This window comes from Clostridium sp. CTA-5 (assembly GCF_054768135.1).
This window is the reverse complement of record NZ_BAAAAT010000014.1, coordinates 28,423-50,096: the sequence shown is the minus strand read 5'-3', so window position 1 is coordinate 50,096 and position 21,674 is coordinate 28,423. Positions and strand designations below refer to the sequence as shown.

19 protein-coding genes, 1 tRNA gene and 1 other RNA gene are annotated in these 21,674 nt (G+C 27.3%); 17 read left to right on the top strand and 4 right to left on the bottom strand.

Annotated elements, in window-relative coordinates; translation table 11 throughout:
- Positions 1-126: 126 nt before the first annotated feature.
- The gene (locus tag ACYUET_RS17555) at positions 127-660 is read left to right on the top strand and encodes a phosphatase PAP2 family protein (RefSeq protein WP_460281774.1); all 534 of its coding nucleotides are present in this window, start codon (positions 127-129) and stop codon (positions 658-660) included.
- 154 nt (positions 661-814) lie between these two features.
- Here ACYUET_RS17555 and ACYUET_RS17550 read toward each other — a convergent pair whose 3' ends face one another.
- A complete protein-coding gene (locus tag ACYUET_RS17550) occupies positions 815-2,113 on the bottom strand; it encodes a glycoside hydrolase family 18 protein (RefSeq protein ID WP_460281773.1) in 1,299 nt (432 codons plus the stop codon).
- A 438-nt stretch (positions 2,114-2,551) separates the two neighbouring features.
- Between ACYUET_RS17550 and ACYUET_RS17545 the strand changes: the two genes are divergently transcribed.
- Together ACYUET_RS17545 and ffs are read left to right on the top strand one after the other, a co-directional pair.
- A tRNA-Ser gene (locus tag ACYUET_RS17545) sits at positions 2,552-2,641 on the top strand.
- A gap of 736 nt (positions 2,642-3,377) precedes the next feature.
- Positions 3,378-3,643: signal recognition particle sRNA large type (ffs, locus tag ACYUET_RS17540), an RNA gene on the top strand.
- 452 nt (positions 3,644-4,095) lie between these two features.
- On the opposite strand, the gene ACYUET_RS17535 is transcribed toward ffs, so the two are convergent.
- Both ACYUET_RS17535 and ACYUET_RS17530 read right to left on the bottom strand, forming a co-directional pair.
- Positions 4,096-4,587, bottom strand: a complete 492-nt coding sequence (locus ACYUET_RS17535; protein WP_460281772.1) for a dihydrofolate reductase — start codon at positions 4,585-4,587, stop codon at positions 4,096-4,098.
- A gap of 18 nt (positions 4,588-4,605) precedes the next feature.
- A complete protein-coding gene (locus tag ACYUET_RS17530; protein ID WP_460281771.1) occupies positions 4,606-5,388 on the bottom strand; it encodes a thymidylate synthase in 783 nt (260 codons plus the stop codon).
- A 680-nt stretch (positions 5,389-6,068) separates the two neighbouring features.
- Here ACYUET_RS17530 and dnaX point away from each other — a divergent pair.
- From dnaX to ACYUET_RS17460, 14 genes are all read left to right on the top strand, one after another.
- Complete coding sequence (dnaX, locus tag ACYUET_RS17525; RefSeq protein ID WP_460281770.1) at positions 6,069-7,694, top strand: DNA polymerase III subunit gamma/tau; 1,626 nt, start codon at positions 6,069-6,071, stop codon at positions 7,692-7,694.
- Positions 7,695-7,854: 160 nt separating this feature from the next.
- Positions 7,855-8,196: a YbaB/EbfC family nucleoid-associated protein gene (locus tag ACYUET_RS17520; RefSeq protein WP_460281769.1), complete on the top strand. Its 342-nt coding sequence runs from the start codon at positions 7,855-7,857 to the stop codon at positions 8,194-8,196.
- Between the two features lie 214 nt (positions 8,197-8,410).
- Entirely contained in the window at positions 8,411-9,007 is a 597-nt protein-coding gene (recR, locus tag ACYUET_RS17515; protein ID WP_460281768.1) for a recombination mediator RecR, read from the top strand.
- A 416-nt stretch (positions 9,008-9,423) separates the two neighbouring features.
- Positions 9,424-9,699, top strand: coding sequence for a DUF2508 family protein (locus tag ACYUET_RS17510; RefSeq protein WP_460281767.1), 276 nt, complete (start codon positions 9,424-9,426; stop codon positions 9,697-9,699).
- Positions 9,700-9,720: 21 nt separating this feature from the next.
- Positions 9,721-9,969 carry a pro-sigmaK processing inhibitor BofA family protein gene (locus ACYUET_RS17505; RefSeq protein ID WP_460281766.1) on the top strand — a complete coding sequence of 83 codons (249 nt, stop codon included), beginning with the start codon at positions 9,721-9,723 and terminating at the stop codon, positions 9,967-9,969.
- 471 nt (positions 9,970-10,440) lie between these two features.
- Positions 10,441-11,355 carry an ABC transporter ATP-binding protein gene (locus ACYUET_RS17500; RefSeq protein ID WP_460281765.1) on the top strand — a complete coding sequence of 305 codons (915 nt, stop codon included), beginning with the start codon at positions 10,441-10,443 and terminating at the stop codon, positions 11,353-11,355.
- Positions 11,355-12,581 (top strand): ABC transporter permease subunit, encoded by a 1,227-nt coding sequence (locus ACYUET_RS17495; protein ID WP_460281763.1) that lies wholly within the window; start codon positions 11,355-11,357, stop codon positions 12,579-12,581. The genes ACYUET_RS17500 and ACYUET_RS17495 overlap by 1 nt, the downstream gene beginning before the upstream one ends.
- Positions 12,582-12,747: 166 nt before the next feature.
- The gene (locus ACYUET_RS17490) at positions 12,748-12,933 is read left to right on the top strand and encodes a hypothetical protein (RefSeq protein ID WP_460281762.1); all 186 of its coding nucleotides are present in this window, start codon (positions 12,748-12,750) and stop codon (positions 12,931-12,933) included.
- Between the two features lie 636 nt (positions 12,934-13,569).
- Positions 13,570-14,643, top strand: coding sequence for a pyridoxal-phosphate-dependent aminotransferase family protein (locus ACYUET_RS17485; RefSeq protein WP_460281761.1), 1,074 nt, complete (start codon positions 13,570-13,572; stop codon positions 14,641-14,643).
- A 179-nt stretch (positions 14,644-14,822) separates the two neighbouring features.
- A complete protein-coding gene (locus tag ACYUET_RS17480; protein ID WP_460281760.1) occupies positions 14,823-15,731 on the top strand; it encodes a D-2-hydroxyacid dehydrogenase in 909 nt (302 codons plus the stop codon).
- A 248-nt stretch (positions 15,732-15,979) separates the two neighbouring features.
- Positions 15,980-17,224, top strand: coding sequence for a DUF1015 domain-containing protein (locus ACYUET_RS17475; RefSeq protein ID WP_460281759.1), 1,245 nt, complete (start codon positions 15,980-15,982; stop codon positions 17,222-17,224).
- Between the two features lie 380 nt (positions 17,225-17,604).
- A complete protein-coding gene (locus ACYUET_RS17470; protein ID WP_460281758.1) occupies positions 17,605-18,492 on the top strand; it encodes a multicopper oxidase family protein in 888 nt (295 codons plus the stop codon).
- A 304-nt stretch (positions 18,493-18,796) separates the two neighbouring features.
- Positions 18,797-19,735 (top strand): carbohydrate kinase family protein, encoded by a 939-nt coding sequence (locus tag ACYUET_RS17465; RefSeq protein ID WP_460281757.1) that lies wholly within the window; start codon positions 18,797-18,799, stop codon positions 19,733-19,735.
- 4 nt (positions 19,736-19,739) lie between these two features.
- Positions 19,740-20,432, top strand: coding sequence for a phosphoribosylanthranilate isomerase (locus ACYUET_RS17460; protein WP_460281756.1), 693 nt, complete (start codon positions 19,740-19,742; stop codon positions 20,430-20,432).
- A gap of 168 nt (positions 20,433-20,600) precedes the next feature.
- Here the strand turns inward: ACYUET_RS17460 and ACYUET_RS17455 are convergent, their stop codons facing one another.
- Complete coding sequence (locus tag ACYUET_RS17455; protein WP_460281755.1) at positions 20,601-21,449, bottom strand: lysostaphin resistance A-like protein; 849 nt, start codon at positions 21,447-21,449, stop codon at positions 20,601-20,603.
- Between the last annotated feature and the right edge of the window lie 225 nt (positions 21,450-21,674).

The following is a 21,674-nucleotide window of genomic DNA, read 5'->3' as shown; positions in this document are numbered from 1 at the left end:
AAATCTATATTAAGAATTTTTAGTATAAATAAATTTTAATTTAAGATATATATCTGGAGTTCAAACAAATATTTAGAAATGTTTATTTTTAATAGTAAGCAAAATATATTGGATAAGGAGGCTTGCATGCAATTTATTCAAGCATTTGATGATAGAATATTAAATTTTATACAGGAGAATTTACGTAATCCTATAATGGATAAGATAATTCCTGCTATAACGTCACTCGGGAATGGTGGACTTGTGTGGATTATAATAGCAATAATATTTATAATAACCAAGAAGTATAGAAAATATGGCTTAATAATGATACCAACACTAATTATATGTGCATTAATAGGTGATATTACTATAAAACCTTTAGTTGCTAGAGAAAGACCCTTTAATATTACTGAAGGAATAGAATTACTTATAAAAGCGCCAACAGGTTTTTCATTTCCATCTGGGCATACGATGTCTTCTTTTGCAGCAGCAACAATAATTAGTAAAGCGAATAAGAAATTTGGGATTGCAGCTTTTATATTAGCAGCATTAATAGGTTTTTCAAGAATGTATTTATATGTACATTATCCTTCAGATGTGTTAGTTGGATGTGTATTAGGAATAATTTTTAGTTCTATTATCTATAAAATAGTTAATAGAAAATTAGAAAGTTATTAAAACATATGCTATATTTTAAAATAACATTTATATAGTGCTATAAAGCTTATGGACAGATGTATTTGTGTCACTTAAAATATAGCAAAAAAATAGGTCTTATATAGAGGAAAATTTACTCTATATAAGACTAAAATTTTTAATAAATCAATTGCTATTATTTTATTAAATCATTATACATTTGAGTGTGCATTGGCCATCCGTTTTTAACATCATCTCCACTACAGTCCCAAACTATTAAACCACCATAATTATTATCATTTATATAATTAATTCTTTCTTTCAATGATGTTTTATCTTCATATGTTAAAAATTGTTTAGTGTTAGCATTGTATAAATAAGGAGTTTTGGCTATAGGATCTCTATATTTTACCCAACCTTGAGCATTTTCTATATTTTTTATATCATACCAAGAATATTGACCACCATCTCCTAAATTTCCTTTAAAATTTGAATCTCCAGGTTGAAATAAGCCATCTCCATTAGGTCCAGGTTGAACGTTTGCCCATCCCCTTGAATATAAAGGAGAACCTGCTAAAAGTTTGTTACTTGGAACATTATAAGTATCCCTAAATAGTTTCATCGCATCATCCATATCAAAGTTTGGTCTTGTAGTATCATTAGGATTAAGATATAAACAAGCAAGGTGTCCTGTAACCTTGTCCCATCCACCAGCAAAATCATAAGTCATTACTCCAATATAATCTACATATTGAGCATACTGGTCTGGTTCAGTATTTTTTATTTTTGAAGCACCAGCTGATACAGCTACTGTTAAAAGTTTATCTTTCATATTATTTTCATTAAATGTTTCTCTAATAGTTTTTAATAATAGAGTAAAATTATGCTTATCCTCTGGGCCACCAACGCAACCTCTATCATATTGGTCTTCAGAAGCTCTAGTTTCTGTTGGATATTCCCAATCTACATCTATTCCATCGATAAATGGATATTGTTTCATAACATCTACCATACTATTAGCCAATGTCTTTCTATTTTGTTCTGTAGAGGCTGCTTCATGGAACATGTTACTTCTTGTCCATCCTCCAACAGATATTAAAATTTTTACATTTGGATATTTTGATTTATAATATTTGTATTCACCAAAGTGACCAAATACTGTACCTTCTGGATATCCTGTGTTTGGATACTTATTCCAATCGGCTTTTGGTGCATGAGGGAAATTAGTATTTTCAAAGTCAGCATAACTGTCAGTAGTTTGAATTTTAAAATCACTAGTTATTTCAAAAAATGCATGGTTAACATGTGTAACCTTGTCCCATGGAATTTTATCAACAGTAATATGCTGTTGTCCTGCTTGATATACTCCCCAGCTTGGAAAATAAGTAACTACTCTTTTACTAGAATTACTAGAAGCGTTAGCTATTACAGTATTTGAAGTAATACAACCTGCTATAAGTAGTAGAGAAAGTAAAATACTTAAAGTTTTTTTCATGTTTACCACCCCTTAATATTTTATATTTTTACTTAAGTAAAAATATGTACTAATTTATGAATAGCCTCTGTAGCTTTATGTCGTTTTACTATCTTTATTTAATGATAACATATACAGTTAAATAAGGAAATATATGTAAAGAAACTTTACATATCTGTTATGTTAAAGAGATAAGTGTTGCTTAATCTGTATTTTTATAGCAGTGGTTTTCATGAAATGTTAACGATAAATTATTTTAATTTAGAAAAATAGTATTTATTATTGATATTTTAGTTTAGAGCAGTATCAATCATTAAAATACAATATCAGTAATATTTAATAAGAAATTATTAATTCAAAATAGTTATGTTACATAGATAAAAGAAAAAGGGTTAAACATTGAGTTGAATTAAAGATTTTTATATGATATTATAAAAAAGCATTATGTAATGCTTTTATGGAGAAATGTCCGAGAGGTCGAAGGAGCACGCCTGGAAAGCGTGTATAGGGGCAACTCTATCAGGGGTTCAAATCCCCTTTTCTCCGCCAGAATATTAATTGATTAATACAGTGATTCTTATAAGAATTCTTAACATGTTTGTGATCGGAATAAATTGCAGACGTGTTTTTTTGTTCTTAAATATATAAGAAAAATCTAATATGTTTTAAATAAATATTAATATTTTAGAATATAGTGTAAAATTAAAATTTATTATTTAATTAAAAATATAATTTATAGAATTAGAAACACAATTAAAGAATAAAATTTATATTACTTAAATTAATTTGTGATTAAAATTAAAAAATTATCCACATAATTTAAAGATATAATAAAAGTTATCAACAGATTTATTAAAAAACTTTTCAAAACTGTTGATAAAATTATTAATATATAAGATCGAATAAATTTATTTATTAAATTTAATTGTTATAAAAAATTTTTAATATATTTTTGTAAATGAGTAGAGTCTAGTATATTTATAATTTTTTATATAAATTAAACAAAAAAATCTAATTAAATAATTCAATTAGAATATATATATTTTAGTTGTATAAATAATAGTATATATGTAAATAAAAACGTGATAATCCAAATAAACTTTTATTTTATAAAATCTTATTATTAGAATAGCCTTGAATTTGAAAAGCTTATATGTTATTATTTAAAAGTATCTAAAATGTGTAATGATTTAATATGGTTTGACGTCTAAGGGAGACGTAAGTTTTTCTTTGGTTATAAAGAAAAATATTTATTGAGGTTCGAATCCTCTTCATACCACCATTGCCGTGCTAGATGGGGAGTCAGCGGTGCCCTGTAACCTGCAATCCGCTATAGCAGGATTGAATTCCTCGCTTAGGTATTAATTCTTTATAGTCTGACCTTTGTAAGTGGTGTTGATGACTGGGTCCCACGCAATGTAAGCGCATGAACCTCGTCAGATCCGGAAGGAAGCAGCGATAAGTGCACACTGCATGTGCCGTGGATCAATCTGGTCTGAGCTAACTGCAGAGGTAACGTATAGGGGATTTTTATCAACGTGAGGTGCACGGTTTATTTATAAACCTTCACAATGAAGGATTTTTTTTTGATTATTAAATGGGTTACTCTTCAATAGGATTAACGATATAGGACAAAAACAATAGGATAAGAAAATGAGGAAATTTTATTAATAAAATTTCCTCATTTTCTTATTTCGTAATATAAATAGTCTATGTTTTAAGTAAGAGTTGATATTATAGTATAAAACTCATGGACAGAGTTGAAATAGGAAACTTGACTCATGTACATTCGTCCAGTAAGTTCGAGAAACAAAATATAAAATTTTGACTCTCACTTAAGAACTCTAAAATAAAGATTAGTCCAATTAATGCATGTTCCCAATCAAAGATTGTTGACAAGCAATTAATTGGACAAATCTTCATTAAGAGTTCTAAAAAGCAAATTCCAATGCCAGTTCGCTTATACTATAATATCAATATTATTTTAAAACATAGACTATTATTTATATCCTTTTTAAATTTATAAAAGTATATTCTAAGTTACTTTTTTCATCAAGTAAAGTGTCAGATTTATATTCTACTTCAAAATCATCTTCATTAAATTCAGGAAAGTAAGTATCTCCAGAAAAATCTTTGTTTATTTTAGTTAAATATAATTTATCTGCATATGGTAGCATTTGTTTGTATATTTCTCCACCACCAATTACAAATACTTCTTCTTCACATTTAGAATACTTTTCTATTAAATCATTAAAATCATTAAAAACTGTTACTGAATCAGAGTTAACATTAAAATTTTTATCTCTGGTTAAAATTACATGTTTTCTATTCGGTAAGATTCCAGGAAGAGATTCAAAAGTTTTTCTTCCCATAATCATTGTTTTCCCAGTAGTAATCTCTTTAAATCTTTTTAAATCATCTGAAATATGCCATATTAATTTATTATCATTTCCAATAATATTATTTTTAGCTATTGCTACAATTAAAGATATCATATTTATATCTCTCCTTTTTTAAACTGATACAGGCATTTTTATTGATGGATGATAATTATAATCTTCTAATTTAATATCATCAGGAGTAAAATCATAAAAATCTTTTACTTTAGGGTTTATCCAAAGTTTTGGTGCATCATAAGCTTCATTTTTTCTTGATAATTGAAGTTTCATTCCTTCAATTTGATTTTCATAAATATGTGCATTATTTATTACATGAGTAAATAAACCAGGTTTTAATCCTGTAACTTGTGCTATTAAATGTGTTAATACTGCATATTGAGTAGTATTAAATGGAACTCCAAGTGGTAGATCGCCAGAACGTTGAATTAACATACAATTAAGTCTGCCGTCTGTAACATCCCACATGCTTAAGAAACAACATGGAGCTAGGTTCATTTCAGGTAGGTCTTCCCAGTTCCATATATTGACCATCATCCTTCTATCTTGTGGGTTTTCTTTTAGTGATTTTATAAGATTATCAATTTGGTGATATTTTTTTACTTGATATCCATAAGCTTTACCTATAGAACCATCTTCATTAGCCCATTCATCCCAAATATGTCCATCTAAATCTTTAATATTATTACTTTGTTTTTGCATTATCCACAAGATTTCTTTTATAGAAGTTTTAAAAGCAACAAACTTTGTTGTTAATATAGGAAATTCTTTTTCTAAATTAAATTGCATTATTTGATGAGGTAATTTATAAGTTGATACCCCAGTTCTATTATTATCGTAATATCCATTTTCAAGAATATCACTAGCTATAGCTAAATATTTATCATCATATAAACTCATAAAAAATTTTTTCCTCCTATTTGTATTTTAGGCATCTCTAAATAAATAACTAGTCAGTGTTCTTGTTTTTGTGTACTATACTGTGTCACCCAATATAGCTAATAGCAGTAACTGCATTTACTTCCTTGACTAGTTCAAAAAATACTACGAATTTTTGAGTAATTATTTGTTTTACGATGCTTTAATATTTCTTAAATATTTTATCATAGATAAACATTTATTATAAGCTTACATATTTATAAAAAGATCAATTAATAATATCTAGTTAGAAGTATATATATTATAAATTTTCTATATAAGTCCCTCACTATAGTGGTCAGTAATATTATTTATAAATACTTTAATGTTTATATTAATGAACAAACTTTATTGGAATTTATATATATGTTCTAATTAACATAATATATTTATAAGTTTTTATTTAATTTTTATAGAAAATAAATAAAAAAGTTTAATTGAAGCTATATATTTAGTGTTAGCATAGATAATTTTTTAATTTTGTAAAACTTTATTGTTCATATTATATAATTATTTTTATAATTTATTTAATTAGTTATTAGTGTATAATAAATATAAGACTTAGGCACATTCAAAAAAATAATAGACCAGTATGCTCGTTTATTTGATCTATTATTTTAGTTCATTTGCCTTAAGGGAAAATAGAAAGGTGGAGAAAGCCTTTGGGATATACAGCTTTATATAGAGAATGGAGACCAAAGACATTTAGTGATGTGGTTGGGCAAGAACATATTACCACAACATTAAAAAATGAAATTTTAAATGATAGAATTGCACATGCATATCTTTTTTGTGGAACAAGAGGAACAGGAAAAACATCAACAGCTAAAGTAATGGCAAAAGCATTAAATTGCCTTGATTCAAAAGATGGAGAGCCTTGTAATGAATGTGAAATGTGTAAAAAAATAAATGATGGGTTAGCAATTGATGTTACAGAATTAGATGCTGCATCTAATAATGGTATAGATAGAATTAGGGATATTATAGATGATACTAAATATCCACCTCAAGAGGGAAAATATAAAATATATATACTAGATGAGGTTCATATGTTATCGGCGGGGGCTGTTAATGCATTTTTAAAGACATTAGAAGAACCCCCAAGCAATGTAATATTTATATTAGCGACAACAGATCCTCAAAAGCTTCCTATAACTATATTATCTAGGTGTCAACGATTTGATTTTAAGAGGATAAATCAACAAGAAATTTCAGCTAGATTAAGAAAAATAACAAAGGCTCAAGGAGTACTTGTTGATGATAAGAGTTTAGACTTAATTGCTAGAGTTGCAGACGGGGCGATGAGAGATTCTTTGAGTATACTAGATCAAGCAATTGCAATGGGAGATAATGATATTAAATATGAAGATTTAATAAGTATACTTGGCCTTGTGACTAATCAATATTTATTTGATATAACTAATGCAGTGATAGATAAAGATATTGAAAAATCTATGGTTATAGTTGATAAGCTTGTTTATTCAGGCAAAGATATGTATTTATTTATTAAAGATTTAATAGAACATTTTAGAAATTTATTAATGGTTAAGGTTTCAAACAAACCAGAAGAAATTTTAGATATGTCTTTAGAAAATATTGATATGATTAAAGAACAAGGAAAAAGAATTAGAGTTGAAGAAATAATGAGAGCAATCAGAATTCTTCAGGAAAGCGAAACTAATGCAAAAGTAAGTAAACAAAGCAGATTATACTTAGAGCTTAGTATAATAAAAATGTGTAAAATAGAGTATGATACTTCAAGTGAAGTAATGCTTGCAAGAATAAATAAATTAGAAGAAAATTTAAAAAGTGGAAAGATTAAAGTAGCCTCTCAAACAGAATCAGTAACAAAAGAAGAAAATTTAGAATATAAAGCTTCTATTAAAGAGAAAGTAAAAGAGGAGAATAAATCTGAAGAAGAGGATATTGAAGTAAATAGTGGATCAACATTAACAATAGACAATATTAAAAGAGCTTGGTCAGAAATTTTAGAAGCATTTAAGGCAAGGAGAGCTATGGTCGTTTATGCATCAATTGTAACTGCAAAACCATGTAAATTTGAAAATGGAATTGTTACATTAATGTATGAAGAATCTTATGCATTTAATAAAAATAGATTAGAAAAACAAGAATACAAAAAACTTGTTAATCAAGTATTTTCTGATGTATTAAAAGACAAAATAGTAGTGAGATATGATATTAAAAATTCTAAATCTACTAATTTAAGTAAAGAAGATATGTTAAAACAGAGATTAGATGGAGTACCGTTTGAAGTATTAGATGAATAGAATTTAATATATTCTTAAATTCTAGTAGACTTACTTATGTAAAAGGAGGATATTTTAGATAATTATAACTATCTTTTATATAAGTAGTATATTTTATATAGTAAACAGTAAGAAAATGTTTTATAATAAAGATTAGAAATTTATTAAGAGGAGGATTTGTATGGCAAGAGGAGGATTCCCTGGTGGTTTCGGGGGAGGAAATATGAATAATCTTATGAAACAAGCGCAAAAGCTTCAAAAACAAATGGAAGATATGCAAAAAGAGCTTGAAGTAAAAGAATTTGAATCATCAGTTGGTGGTGGTGCTGTTTCAGTAACTGTTACTGGTAAAAAAGAAGTGAAATCAATTAATATAAAGCCTGAAGTTGTAGATCCAGATGATGTAGAAATGCTTGAAGATTTAGTACTTACTGCAATTAATGAAGCATTAAGAAAAGCAGAAGAAGAAACTAGTAGCAAAATGGGCAAATTAACAGGCGGAATGCCAGGTGGATTATTTTAATAAATAAAGCCTAAGCAATTTAAAGCATACAGAACAGAGGGAGACTCCTTCGAGCTGTATGCTTTTAACTTTAGAAATTATATAAAAAATAATAATGTAGTTAATCAAAAATTTATATAAACGAATAAAATTTATTTGAACTTATATATTATTTATGTTTTTAGTGAGTGTTGATATTTTAGTTCAAATTATTTGATTTAAGGAGTAATGTGAAATGGAATTTTATCCCGTAGCAATAGAAAAGTTGATAGAAGAATTTGCAAAGTTGCCAAGCATAGGAAAAAAGACTGCTCAAAGATTAACTCTACATATTTTAAATCTCCCAGATGATGAAGTAAGGGAATTTGCAACTGCTTTGGTTAAAGCAAAAGGAACAATTAAATACTGCTCAGTATGTGGGAATTTTACTGATTCTGATCCTTGTCCAGTCTGTTCAAATCCTAGTAGAGATAAAGGAATAATATGTGTAGTAGAACAACCTAAAGATATTATGACGATGGAAAAGGTTAAGGAATATAATGGATTATATCATGTGTTACATGGAAATATATCTCCTATGCAAGGAAGAGGCCCGCAAGATATTAAGATAAGAGAACTTGTTGCAAGAATGAGCGCAGATATAAAAGAAGTAATTTTAGCAACTAATCCTAACATAGAGGGAGAAGCAACTGCTATGTATATAGCAAAAGTTTTAAAACCTCTTGATGTAAAAGTAACTAGAATTGCAGCAGGAATTCCAGTTGGTGGAGATTTAGAATATGCTGATGAAGTAACATTGTCCAAAGCAATGGAAGGCAGAAAAGAAATATAAGGCACATTCAAAAAATGATTTTCTAAAGAATAAAAAAGGAACCCAATGTATGTAACTGGGTTCCTGAAAAAGGTGTTATATAGATGGGAGTTAGAACTTTTTTTGTTTGATATGAGTGAAAAGCTTCTTATGATAATAATATATGAGGTCAATAAAAAAGTGTTACCACTTATAAGGCACATTCAAAAAAATAATATACCAGTATGTTTGTCTATTTTATGTCATACTTCGTCATTAAGTCTCACTTAATAGCGCACTATTATAAAGCCTTAGCTTCTAGTCTGACACAAAATATACATCGCATCTTTGATTTATTATTTTTTTCATATGCTTAAAATAAAAACATAAAACATAAAATAAGTATACTCAACCCAATATATGGATATTAATATAGTAGGATGTTTGGAGGTGAGTATATGAATAAAATAAAAATATTGGAATATTTGATGAAAAATATAGATGGCGAAGATTTAAATTATAAACTTATTGAACAGATGGAAGAGGCAAAATCAGAAATGGATGCTGCTAGAAGTATGTTTAATAATGTTAATGATTCTAAATTGGTTGAAGTAGCAATTTTTGCAGAAGAGGTAGCTAAAAAAAGATATGAATATTTATTATGTCTAGCAAAAGCAAGAGGACTCAGTGTAAGCCATAATTATATATTACAAAAAAATATTTCAGAAAAATAATTATGAGACGGGGGACTAAATGTGAGTGAACAATATTTAATATATGGATTAATAGGAATAGTATTATTATTTCTAATAGTTAAATTATTAAAATGGCCATTAAAAGTGATTCTAAATGGAATTCTAGGAGTTGTCATATTGTATGTAGTAAATTTAGTTGGAGTAAATTTTAATTTTACTTTGCCTATTAATCCAATTACAGCTTTGATTGCAGGTTTTTTAGGAATACCAGGAGTGATAGCTTTGGCTATAATACAAGTGTTTTTATAAGTGTATAAATTATAAATATATATTTATAATTTAGTATGAAATATATAATTTAATAATTAATATAAATAGAGTCTGATATTTAAGATAACTTATTTAAAGTTATTTAATAGTACAGGCTCTATTTTATTTACATTTTAAAATATGTAATATATTTTGAAAAATTTACAATGTAGTATAAAAATCTAAAAGGATTTTCAATAAAATATATTTTAAAAATCTTGTAGAGCTCTATATCTTAATTCTCCATTAAGCGTGATGTAGCCACTTTTTTATCTTATTTAAATTTATTAAATAAGATTAGTTTTTGTATAAAAATTAAGAATAATTAATAAATTTTAAGAATTTATATAATTATTTATTAAGTTATTATGGTTATACTTTATTCATAGTTAAACACATTGAAAAAATAATAGTTTAGTATTGCTTATCTATTATTTTCTTTCGTGTGTATTAAGTTTAGGAGGAAGAGCTATGAATGTTTTAGAAATAAAAAATGTACACAAAACATTGGGGAAGAGAGCGATAATAAAGGGTATAGATCTTTCAGTAAAGGAAGGTGAAATATTTGGATTTCTAGGCCCGAATGGAGCAGGAAAAACAACTACTATAAGGATGTTAGTTGGGCTTATAACTCAAACACGTGGAGATATAGTAATATGTGGACACAATTTAATTAAAGAAAGAGAAAAAGCGTTAAAAGATGTTGGAGCAGTAGTTGAAAATCCAGAACTTTATAAATATTTATCAGGAAAAGAAAATTTAGTTCAAATTGCAAGAATTAGAAAGGCATCAATTAAGCAAGTAAATGAATTAGTAAAACTGGTTGGTCTTGAAGAAAGAATTAATGACAAGGTAGGTAAATATTCATTAGGTATGAAACAAAGGCTTGGACTTGCAGCAGCATTAATAGGGAATCCTAAATTACTTATATTAGATGAGCCAACTAATGGACTTGATCCATCGGGAATATTAGAGTTTAGAGCAGTAATAAAAAAAGCTGCTAAAGAAAAAGGCATGGCTGTTTTTATATCTTCTCATATTTTAAGTGAAGTACAAAATTTATGTGATAGAGTTGCATTTATAAATAATGGTCTTATACAATCAATAGAAGAAATAAAAGGACAAAACATTAGTACAGATAAAGATAGTGTAACATTAATTAGTAGTACAGATAAAGATATGGTACTTAAAGTGATTAAAAATATACCATATGTAATTGAAAGTAAATTAGAAGGCAAAGAAATAAATATATTATTAGAAAAAAGTATGTCCTCTAAGTTAATTAAAAAGTTAGTAAGCGAAAATATCGATATATGTGAGTTTTATAAAAATAGACAGGGATTGGAAGAAAGATATATGGAGCTTATGGAAGGAGGAATTAAATAATGTTATTTTTATTAATAAAGAATGAACTTATAAAAATTTTAAAAAGAACTAAAACATGGATTGTATTTGGATTATTTGTTTTATTTATTGGTGTGGGTATGTATGGTCTTTACAGTAGAGAAAAGGATATGGAAAAATATAATTCGCCACAATATAGATTAGAACAAGTTGATCAAAATATTAAACATGCAAAAGAATCTATTAAAAATCTTGAAGAAAGTACAAAACCTGAAGATAAAGCAGATTTAATTAATTTTAAAGAAAGTTTAAAAGCTTATGAAGAGGAAGAAGTTAAATATAAAGATCAAATAAAAAATGGTGTAAGTGCTGATCAATGGAAGATAGATTTAGATGAAAGTATTAAATCTTATGAAGAATCATTAAATAATAAAAATCTTTCAGAATCAAATAAATCAGCAATTACAGAACAATTAAATGAACTTAAATATTTAAAGGAAAATAATATTAAGCCTTTACATGGATATGAATTTAATGCTTACAATTATATGGATACAATAATTGGAATTTTAGGTGCAGTTTTATTGGTAGTTGGAATATCTGTATTTATGAGTGATATTGTATCAGGGGAATGTACACCACCAACATTAAAATTCTTATTAGTACAACCTATATCAAGAGGAAAAGTATTATTATCTAAATTTATAGCAGTTACTATTACGGTAGTTACAATGATTATGTCAGTTGAATGTTTAGCATTTTTAGGAATGGGACTTGTAAAAGGATTTGATGCAGGAAATTATCCTAAAACTCTTGGCGTTAGATATGCATTAGATTTTTCTAATGCAGCAAGCAGAGGTGGCAATCCAGACTTAATGCATGTGGCTGGAAGTGGACACTTTGCTACATTTAATGATTTTGTAATTAAATCATTATTATTACAAATATTATTTATGATAACTTGTTGTGCATTTATATTTTTAATATCTACATTATTCAAGAGCAGTACTGTATCAACAACTATAGCAATTATAGTTGCAGTAGCTGGAACAGTAGCATTTCAAATGTTTGCATTTTTAAAGAAATTTGCGCACTTTGTTTTCTTAAATTATGGTCAAGTAAATTCAGTAATTACTGGGGATATAGCATATAGCTATAATAATGTAAATTTAACCCCTGTAAATGCAATTATAGTAATGTGTGTTACTACAATAATTAGTTATATCATTGCACATGTTGTATTTAAAAAGAAAGATATACTTATTTAATAAATCTATTTTTAAAGTTGGATATTAAGTATTTTTAGGTTTGTAACAATGTTTGTACTGCTATATAATAAAAGTTATTAATATAGATTTAAAAAATATAAAAAAGTATTTAAAATAAGTATTGTATTTAATAATCAATATAAAGCAGTAGAAAGGAAATGATTTTATGCCAGCTGGAAATGGAGTTAATTGTAGTGATTGTCCGGAAGCAAAGAATGGAAAATGTGATTCAAAAGATTTGACATGTTTATGCTATAGATGTCCAAGAAAATTAGCACAATGTATTTGTGTTAAATATTGTAGAGAAACAGAATCAGTATTGTATTTTGATGAGGAATATGAGAGAGATTAAATTAGAATCGTTATTTTTATTCATATTCTTAGTAAAGTTCCCTCATAATATTTATATAAAATATTATGGGGGAATTTTTATATAAGGTACATTCAAAAAAATAATAGACCAGTATGATCATCTATTTTGTGTGATACTGAGTTAGCAAATTTAACCAATGGATCGCTATTATTAAATTTATCTCTTTGTTTAACACAAAATATACAACACCTCTTTGATCTATTATTTTGTTTTCTGTGCCTAAATAAGTATGTGAAAGAAAATAGATAATAAGAACATTATAGATTTTTAGAGAATATTATAGTTTTATGAAGTGAATTTTAAAATATATAATATATGTTTAAAGAAGAAATATGTAAAGGTTATATTATATTAATATAAAAATATAATATTTTAATGTAATTTATTAATAAAAAGAATAATAAAATATAAAATCAATAAAAAAAATTCTAATTTAATACAATAAAGTATTGAATTACAATAAGATAAGTAGTAAAATGTACAATAACTTATAAGTAAAAAAGTTATGTTTTAAGTAAAAGTTTATATCTTAGTATATATATCAATATTGTCTTAAAACATAACCAAAAAGTAAGCAATAGGCAATAAGTATTAAATAATGGGGGGATTTTTTAAATGCATAAAAAATTATTTATTCCAGGACCGGTTGAGGTACGTGAAGATGTACTTGAAAAAATGGCTACGCCAATGATAGGGCATAGAAGCAAAGATGCTTCAGCTTTGCAAAGAAGAATAAGTGATAATTTAAGAAAGTTATTTTATACAAAGAATGAAATATTACTTTCTACAACTTCAGGAAGTGGGCTTATGGAAGGGGCAATACGATCTTGCACAGCTAAGAGGGCAGCTGTATTTTCGGTTGGGGCATTCGGAAAAAGATGGTATGAAATGGCTATTAGCAATAATGTACAAGCTGATTTATTTGAAGTAGAAATGGGAAAAGCTATAGATCCAGAAGAAGTAGATAAAGCTTTAAAAACTGGTAAATATGATTTGGTTGCAGTAACTCATAATGAAACTTCAACAGGAGTAATGAATCCAGTTGATAGAATTGGTGAAGTAGTAAAAAAGTATCCAGATGTTGTATTTATAGTTGATACAGTAAGTTCAGCAGCTGGAACTAAAATAGAAGTTGATAAATGGGGAATCGACATTTGTATTACATCATCACAAAAAGCACTTGGTTTACCTCCAGGATTATCAGTATGTACTTTCTCAGAGAAAGCAAAAGAAAGAGCAGAAAAAGTACCTAATAGAGGATATTATTTAGATTTATTACAATTATATAAGTATATTCAAAAGAAAGATTATCAATATCCATCAACTCCGTCACTTTCACATATGTTTGCACTAGATTATCAACTTGATAATATAATCAATAAAGAGGGCTTAGAAAATAGATTTGCTAGACATATTGAAATGGCTAAGATTGTTAGAGAATGGGCTAAAAAATATTTTGATATTTTTCCAGATGAAAATTATTTATCAAACACTCTAACAACTATATCAAATACAAGAGGGATTGATGTTGGGGAACTAAACAAAGAACTCGGTAAGAGAGGATTTCAATTATCTAATGGATATGGTAGTTTAAAGGATAAAACATTTAGAATAGCTCATATGGCAGATTGTACTGTAGAAGATGTAAATGAGCTACTTAAAAATATAGAGGATATTTTGGGGCTATAGTATATTTTAAGATATAATTGATATTATAGTATAAAGCTCATGGATAGGATTGAATTCTAATGCCAATTCGCTCTTATACTATAATCTTAATATTGATTTGAATATTCTGTAAAGGAAAGCAATTTTAATTTTTTATGATAAGAAATAGCAATAAGTAATTTAAGGGGGCTTTTTTATATATGATTAGGGTATTAACAAACGATGGTTTGCAAAAGAAATCAATAGATGCTTTAGAAAATTTGGGGATAGAGATTGTTAATGAACATTTTCAACAAGAAATATTAGGGGAAAAATTAAAGGAATTTGATGCATTAGTTATTAGATCAGCAACTAAGGTTACAGCTGAGGTTATTGATGCAGAAAAAGGCGGAAATTTAAAGTTAATTATAAGAGCAGGGGTTGGTATAGATAATATAGATGTACCTTATGCGATGAATAATGGATTATCTATAAATAATACACCATCAGCTAGTTCAGATTCAGTTGCAGAACTTGCTTTAGCTCATATGTTTAGTCTAGCAAGATTTATAGGAATATCTAATTTCACTATGAGAAATAATGAGTGGAATAAGAAAAAATATGAAGGTATCGAGTTATCAGGAAAAACTCTTGGAATTGTTGGAATGGGTAGAATAGGACAATCTTTAGCTAAAAAGGCAACAGCTTTAGGCATGAATGTAATATATTATACAATAGAAGGAAAACATGATGACTTAGACTATAAATTTTTAGATCTAGATGAAGTGCTTAAGGAATCTGATTTTTTATCTTTACATGTTCCATATGATAAAGAAAATGGTTCATTAATAGGAATAAGAGAATTAAAATTAATGAAAAATACATCATATATAATTAACTGCGCAAGAGGCAAGGTTGTTGATGAAGCTGCATTATTAGAAGCACTTGATAATGGGGTTATTGCAGGAGCTGGAATTGATGTATTTGAAGAAGAACCAACTAAAAATGAGAAGTTAATTAATCATCCAAATGTTAGTGTAACACCACATATAGGGGCAGCAACTAAAGAAGCACAAAGCAGAATTGGTGATGAAGTGGTTGAAATTATTAAAGATTTCTTTAAGTTATAAAAGAACAATTAAAGTTTAAAGAATGATTTAAAGAAAAAGTAAATTATTGTTTTAAGACTATTAATTGTAAAAAATTAGTATTATAATAAATTTATATATCAAATCAGTGGAAGTAAAATCTTTCACTGATTTTTAATACATTAAAACATAATTAAAGTATATTAGGTGCATATTCAAATTATTATTTTTATGCACTTTAAAATATATAACATATAAGAATAATAAATTAATTTTTAGGGGGAATAGTGATGGCTGTAGTTAGACCTTTTAAGGGGATCAGACCAGTTAAAGAATTAGCGTCAAAAATAGCAGCTCTTCCTTATGATGTTATGGATAGTGAAGAAGCAAGAGTGATGGTAGAGGGAAATAAATATTCTTTTTTACATGTTGATAGAGCAGAAGTAGATTTAGATCCTTCAATAGATATACACGACAAAATGGTTTATGAAAAGGCTAAGGAAAATCTTAATAGGATGATTAAAGATAAAGAATATATTCAAGATGAAAAACCATATCTTTATATTTATAGACAAATAATGAATGGCAGAGCTCAAACAGGAATAGTATTTTGTGCATCAATTGATGATTATTTAAACAATATAATAAAAAAGCATGAATTTACTAGAGCAGACAAAGAAAAAGATAGAATAAATCATGTTGATTATTGTGACGCAAATACTGGACCGATTTTTTTAACCTATAAAGAAAATAATATAGCATCAGAAGTAATAAAAGCATGGACACAAAAAGACCCAGTATATAATTTTATGGCTGATGATGGAATAACTCACATTGTCTGGGTTATAGATAATGAAATAATTATTAATGAAATAGTTGAATTATTTAAAGAAGTAAAGAATTTTTATATTGCAGATGGACATCATAGATCAGCATCTGCTGTAAAGGTTGGATTAAAAAGAAGAGAAAGTAATCCAAATTATACAGGAGAAGAAGAGTTTAATTATTTTTTAGCAGTTGCTTTTCCAGACAATGATTTAATGGTAATGGACTATAATAGAGTGGTTAGGGATTTAAATGGATTAAGTATGGGTGAATTAATAGAAAAAATTCAGGAGAGATTTATTATATCTGAATCACCAAATAATGAAATAATCAAGCCTAATAAAAAGCATACATTTGGAATGTATTTAGAAAATAAATGGTACCTGTTGGAGGCAAAAGAGGGTATATATAATGCTGATGATCCAATAGATAGTCTTGATGTAGCAATACTCCAAAATAATATATTAACACCTATTTTGGGAATAGAGGATGTTAGAACATCTGATAGAATTGATTTTATAGGTGGAATTAGGGGAATTAAAGAGCTTGAAAGAAGAGTAAATAAAGATATGAAAGTGGCCTTTTCTATGTATCCAACTGAAGTATGTGATATTATGGATGTTGCAGATATTGGAGAAGTAATGCCACCAAAATCAACTTGGTTTGAACCAAAATTAAGAAGTGGTTTGTTTGTGCATAAATTAAGATAAGTGTCCTCCCATAAAAATCTTTGACTACATTATAAAAAAGATTGAAGATTTTAAGGCATAAGAACAAGAAAAAAGAATCGAGAAGTTTGATTTTTATATTGGAATTTAAATAGAAAAATAATTATAGGGATAAGATAGAGTATTTATTTTCAATGCTTGAGAGAGTATTGAAATAGGATATTGATAAATCTTATTCCTTTTCATATGACCTTTTTTAATAGATTTAACTATGATACACTCTTTAACTAGTTGTATTAATAAAACCATAGACATTGCTTAATATATCTTAAAAAGTATTGTTTATTTAGGTTGGATGTCACTAAGCTATTGGTGAAGCATAAAATAATAGGATAGAATAAGCATTTTGGGGGAATTATTTAATGATTATAACACCAGATATTCCTGATTTAAATTATAAGGAGATAAATGGAGTTAAATATTTTGAACTTGTAGCGGAAGAGGTGGAAAGAGAACTTCTTCCTGGATTATTTATTAAGGCTTGGGGGTATAACGGAACTACACCAGGGCCAACTATCAAGGTTTTTCCAGGCGACTATGTGAATTTTAGGGTATATAATAAATTACCTGAACCAACTAGTGTTCACTGGCATGGGTTAGATATACCAAATGTAATGGATGGAGTACCAGATGTTCAACCATCACCTAAGATTGAACCAGGTAGTTTTTTTGATTATAGATTTAAAATAACCAATCCACCAGGAACTCATATGTATCATACCCATTATATTTCCCATAAGCAACAAATGATGGGATTAGAGGGTGGATTGATAATTCAAAATCCTTATGATTTAAATATAGATAAAGACTACTTTATAATGCTTCAGGAATTTAAAGTTGAAGGATTACCAATGGGAGAGGTAAAACCAGGTAAATATAAAATAGATCCGAATGAACATAATTTTAACTTTTTTACGATGAATGGTAGATGTTTTCCTTTTACAATTCCATTGGAGGTAAAATGCGGTGAAGTAGTTAAGATAAGATTAGCTAATTCCATGAATGATGGTCATCCTATTCATATTCATGGTCATCAATTTGTGGTATCTGCTGTTGACGGTAACATGATACATCCACAAAATAGAATGAAAAGAAACACTATTAATGTAGCATCTGGGGAGACTTGGGATGTTGAGTTTTTGGCTAATAATCCAGGAATATGGCCATTTCATTGTCATATTCCACATCATATGAGTAATAATATGACAAAATATACTGGTGGTATGTTTACAACTATCATTTACAGATAGGTTAAATTCTTATTAATATTATTAATTTATATAAATTACTTTTAGGTTTTTAAATACAATATACAGGTTTTCTATTAAGATAAATTAATAAGCAGTTAGAAATAGTAATATATTCTTAACTGCTTGTTTTTTTTATTATTACATACTATAAATATTAAATAAGAAATGAAAAAGTTGAATATATATTTTATAAATTTAAGGAGAAAGTCCAGTAAATAAATTCTTTATATGTAAATAAATGTTTTAAAAATTAAAGATTTTATGTTATAGTTTATTCATAAAGTTAAGGAGGTACTGACTGCTAATGGATAATTATGTAACAGTAATAGGCGGATTGAATTTAGATATAGTAGGATTAGCTAAAGATATATATCGGGAAAAAGATTCAAACATTGGAGATATTCAAATGACCGTTGGTGGAGTGGGACATAATATTGCTCAAAACTTAGCTAAGTTAGATGTCCCTACATACTTAATAACCGTTTATGGGGATGATTATTTTGGAAAATTTATATCATCAGAATGTAATAAGCATGATATTCACTTAGATTATGCTCAATGTATTTTTAATACAAAAAGTTCAACTTATTTATATATAACAGATGACCAAGGAGAGATGGTTACAGCAGTTAATGATATGAAAATTATAGAAAATATTACTCCAGAATTCTTAAAGAGACGTATAAATTTTATTAACAAAGCATCTATTTGTGTGATTGATGGAAATATTCCTAAAGAGTCTATTGAGTGGCTTGCAAATAATTGTACTGTACCAATTTTTGCAGATCCAGTCTCTATTGCTAAAGTAAATAGATTTGAAAACGTTCTAAACAAGATTAATACTTTTAAACCCAATAAATTAGAAGCAAGTGCCTTATCAGGAATAAAAATTGTTGATGCTGAAAGTGCTAAAGAAGCAGCTAAAGTTTTATTGAAGAAAGGAATAAAAAATGTTTTTATATCTTTAGGTGCAAAGGGAATCTTGTGTTCAAGAGAAGGAGAAGAGGAGTGTATTCCAACTTTAACTTCACATATAGTGAGTGTAAATGGAGCTGGTGATTGCAGTATGGCAACTATAATATGGGCAAGCTTTCAGTATAAAAATACAATATCATTAAGAAAAGTAGGAATTTTTACTCAGGCAGCAGCTAGTTTAACTGTAGAAGTTGCTCAGTCAGTATCTTCAAATTTAAATAGTAAAAATGTAATAGAAAGATCAAAGAAATTTTTAAAAGGGGTGTAAAGATATGAAAAAACAAATTTATTCTTTAGTAAACTACAATGAAAGTGTTGCAACTATGGATGCAGGTGCAGACCATATTGGTTTAGTACCTATGCAAAGTGGAGGTGTGCCAGCTCACCGTGTTCCATTTGATGTTGTAGACCGTATTTTCAATGAGGCAAAAAAACGTGGTGTCAAATGTGTAGCTATTATGTTAAATAAAGACCCAGATGAAATGATTTTTGTTGCAAATAGAGTAAAACCCGATATTCTGCATATTGCAGGCATGGAATATACAGCCGATGCAGCTTTTGCTGAAAGATTACATAAAGAATGTCCAGGTGTTGAATTGATGCAGGCTATTCTTGTAGATGGACCTGAAGCTGTAGAACGTGCAAAAGAATATGCAAATTTCTGTGATTATATATTAACAGATTCAGGTCTTGCAGCAGATACAGGTATTGGAGCAAGTGGCATGACTCATGATTGGAACATTGATGCTGAGATTGTAAGATCAGTAAATATACCTGTGATTATTGCTGGTGGATTAGGACCAGATAATGTAGAAGAATGTATCAAAGAGGTTAGACCTTATGGTGTAGACTCTTTAACTAAGACAAGCTATAAATACAATGATGGTGTAATGGAAAAAGATATTCCAAAAGTAAAAGAATTTTGTGAAAGAGCAGATAAGGTTGCTGAAGAATTAGGATTATAGAATGTGATATTTTACGACGTATAGAATTAAAAATATAGAAGAAAAATAGAAAAGAAGATAGAGCATAAAAGTGAGATAATAGAACTTTTAAAGAGTTTTTAGATCTCGGTTTTATGCTCTTTTTATGTTTAAAACCCATGAATAGTATAAGAAACTATAAATATAAAATTAGCTAACAGAATCTTGTTCTCTATAATTTGCCCAGTTAAATGACTTTAAGTTCATATATTTAAATCCATAAAACATTAATATTCCACCTACTAAAGTAAATAGTATACATTTAATTATTATATTAATAGGAATTAAATTAAGCACATCTAATGGAAATACCAATAGGTTATTACAAAAGTGAGCGAATATAGTCAAGTAGATGGATTTAGTTTTTATATAAATATAACCAAAAAATAAACCTAATATAAAAGCATTAATTCCTTGTTGAAAATTTAAATGCATTATAGCAAATATTAAAGCTGAAATGATTAAAGCTACTTTATTTGAGTATTTTTTTAGTAATCCATTAAGTATTATTCCTCTATTTAGAAATTCTTCCTGTAAAGGAGCTATTATTATAACTGCGAAGGCCATATATATTGGATCAAGATTAAAAGATTCTTCAAAATCTTTTAAAAATTCCGGTTCAGGAATTAAATCTATTAAGTAAGATAAGTTACCATCAAAAAATATTCTATATCCTAAAATTAATAAAGCTATAAATATAAAATTTCTTTTTGAAAATTTATATTTATTATTTTGTGTGTTAGTGGGATAAGAAAATATTTTATTCATTATAAGTATTGATATTGATGTAACTACTATAGATAAAATTATTTTTATTAATGAATAAATACCGCCGTTAAGTTCATCTAACATAAATACAGGGATAGAAATTATACCGTTTATTATAAAGAAGAAAAGTACAATTAATAGACCTTTGAAAAAGCCAGATTTATAAAAAGAAATTTTATCGTATTCTAAATTGGTTATTGGTTTAAAGAAATTAAGCTTTGAAAAGTTCATAGTTATTCTCCTAATTTTAATAGTTTATTTAATATTATACATTTAATAAAACTATGTTTAAATAGAATTAAATTTAAAAATTTATTAAAAATAAATCTAAGAATGCAATATTAGGCGCATGAAATAAAATAATAGATGAGCATACTGGTCTATTATTTTTTTGAATATGCCTTAATATTAAAAAATTAAATTATGCTGTAAACAATCAAATAGTAAAACAAGAAT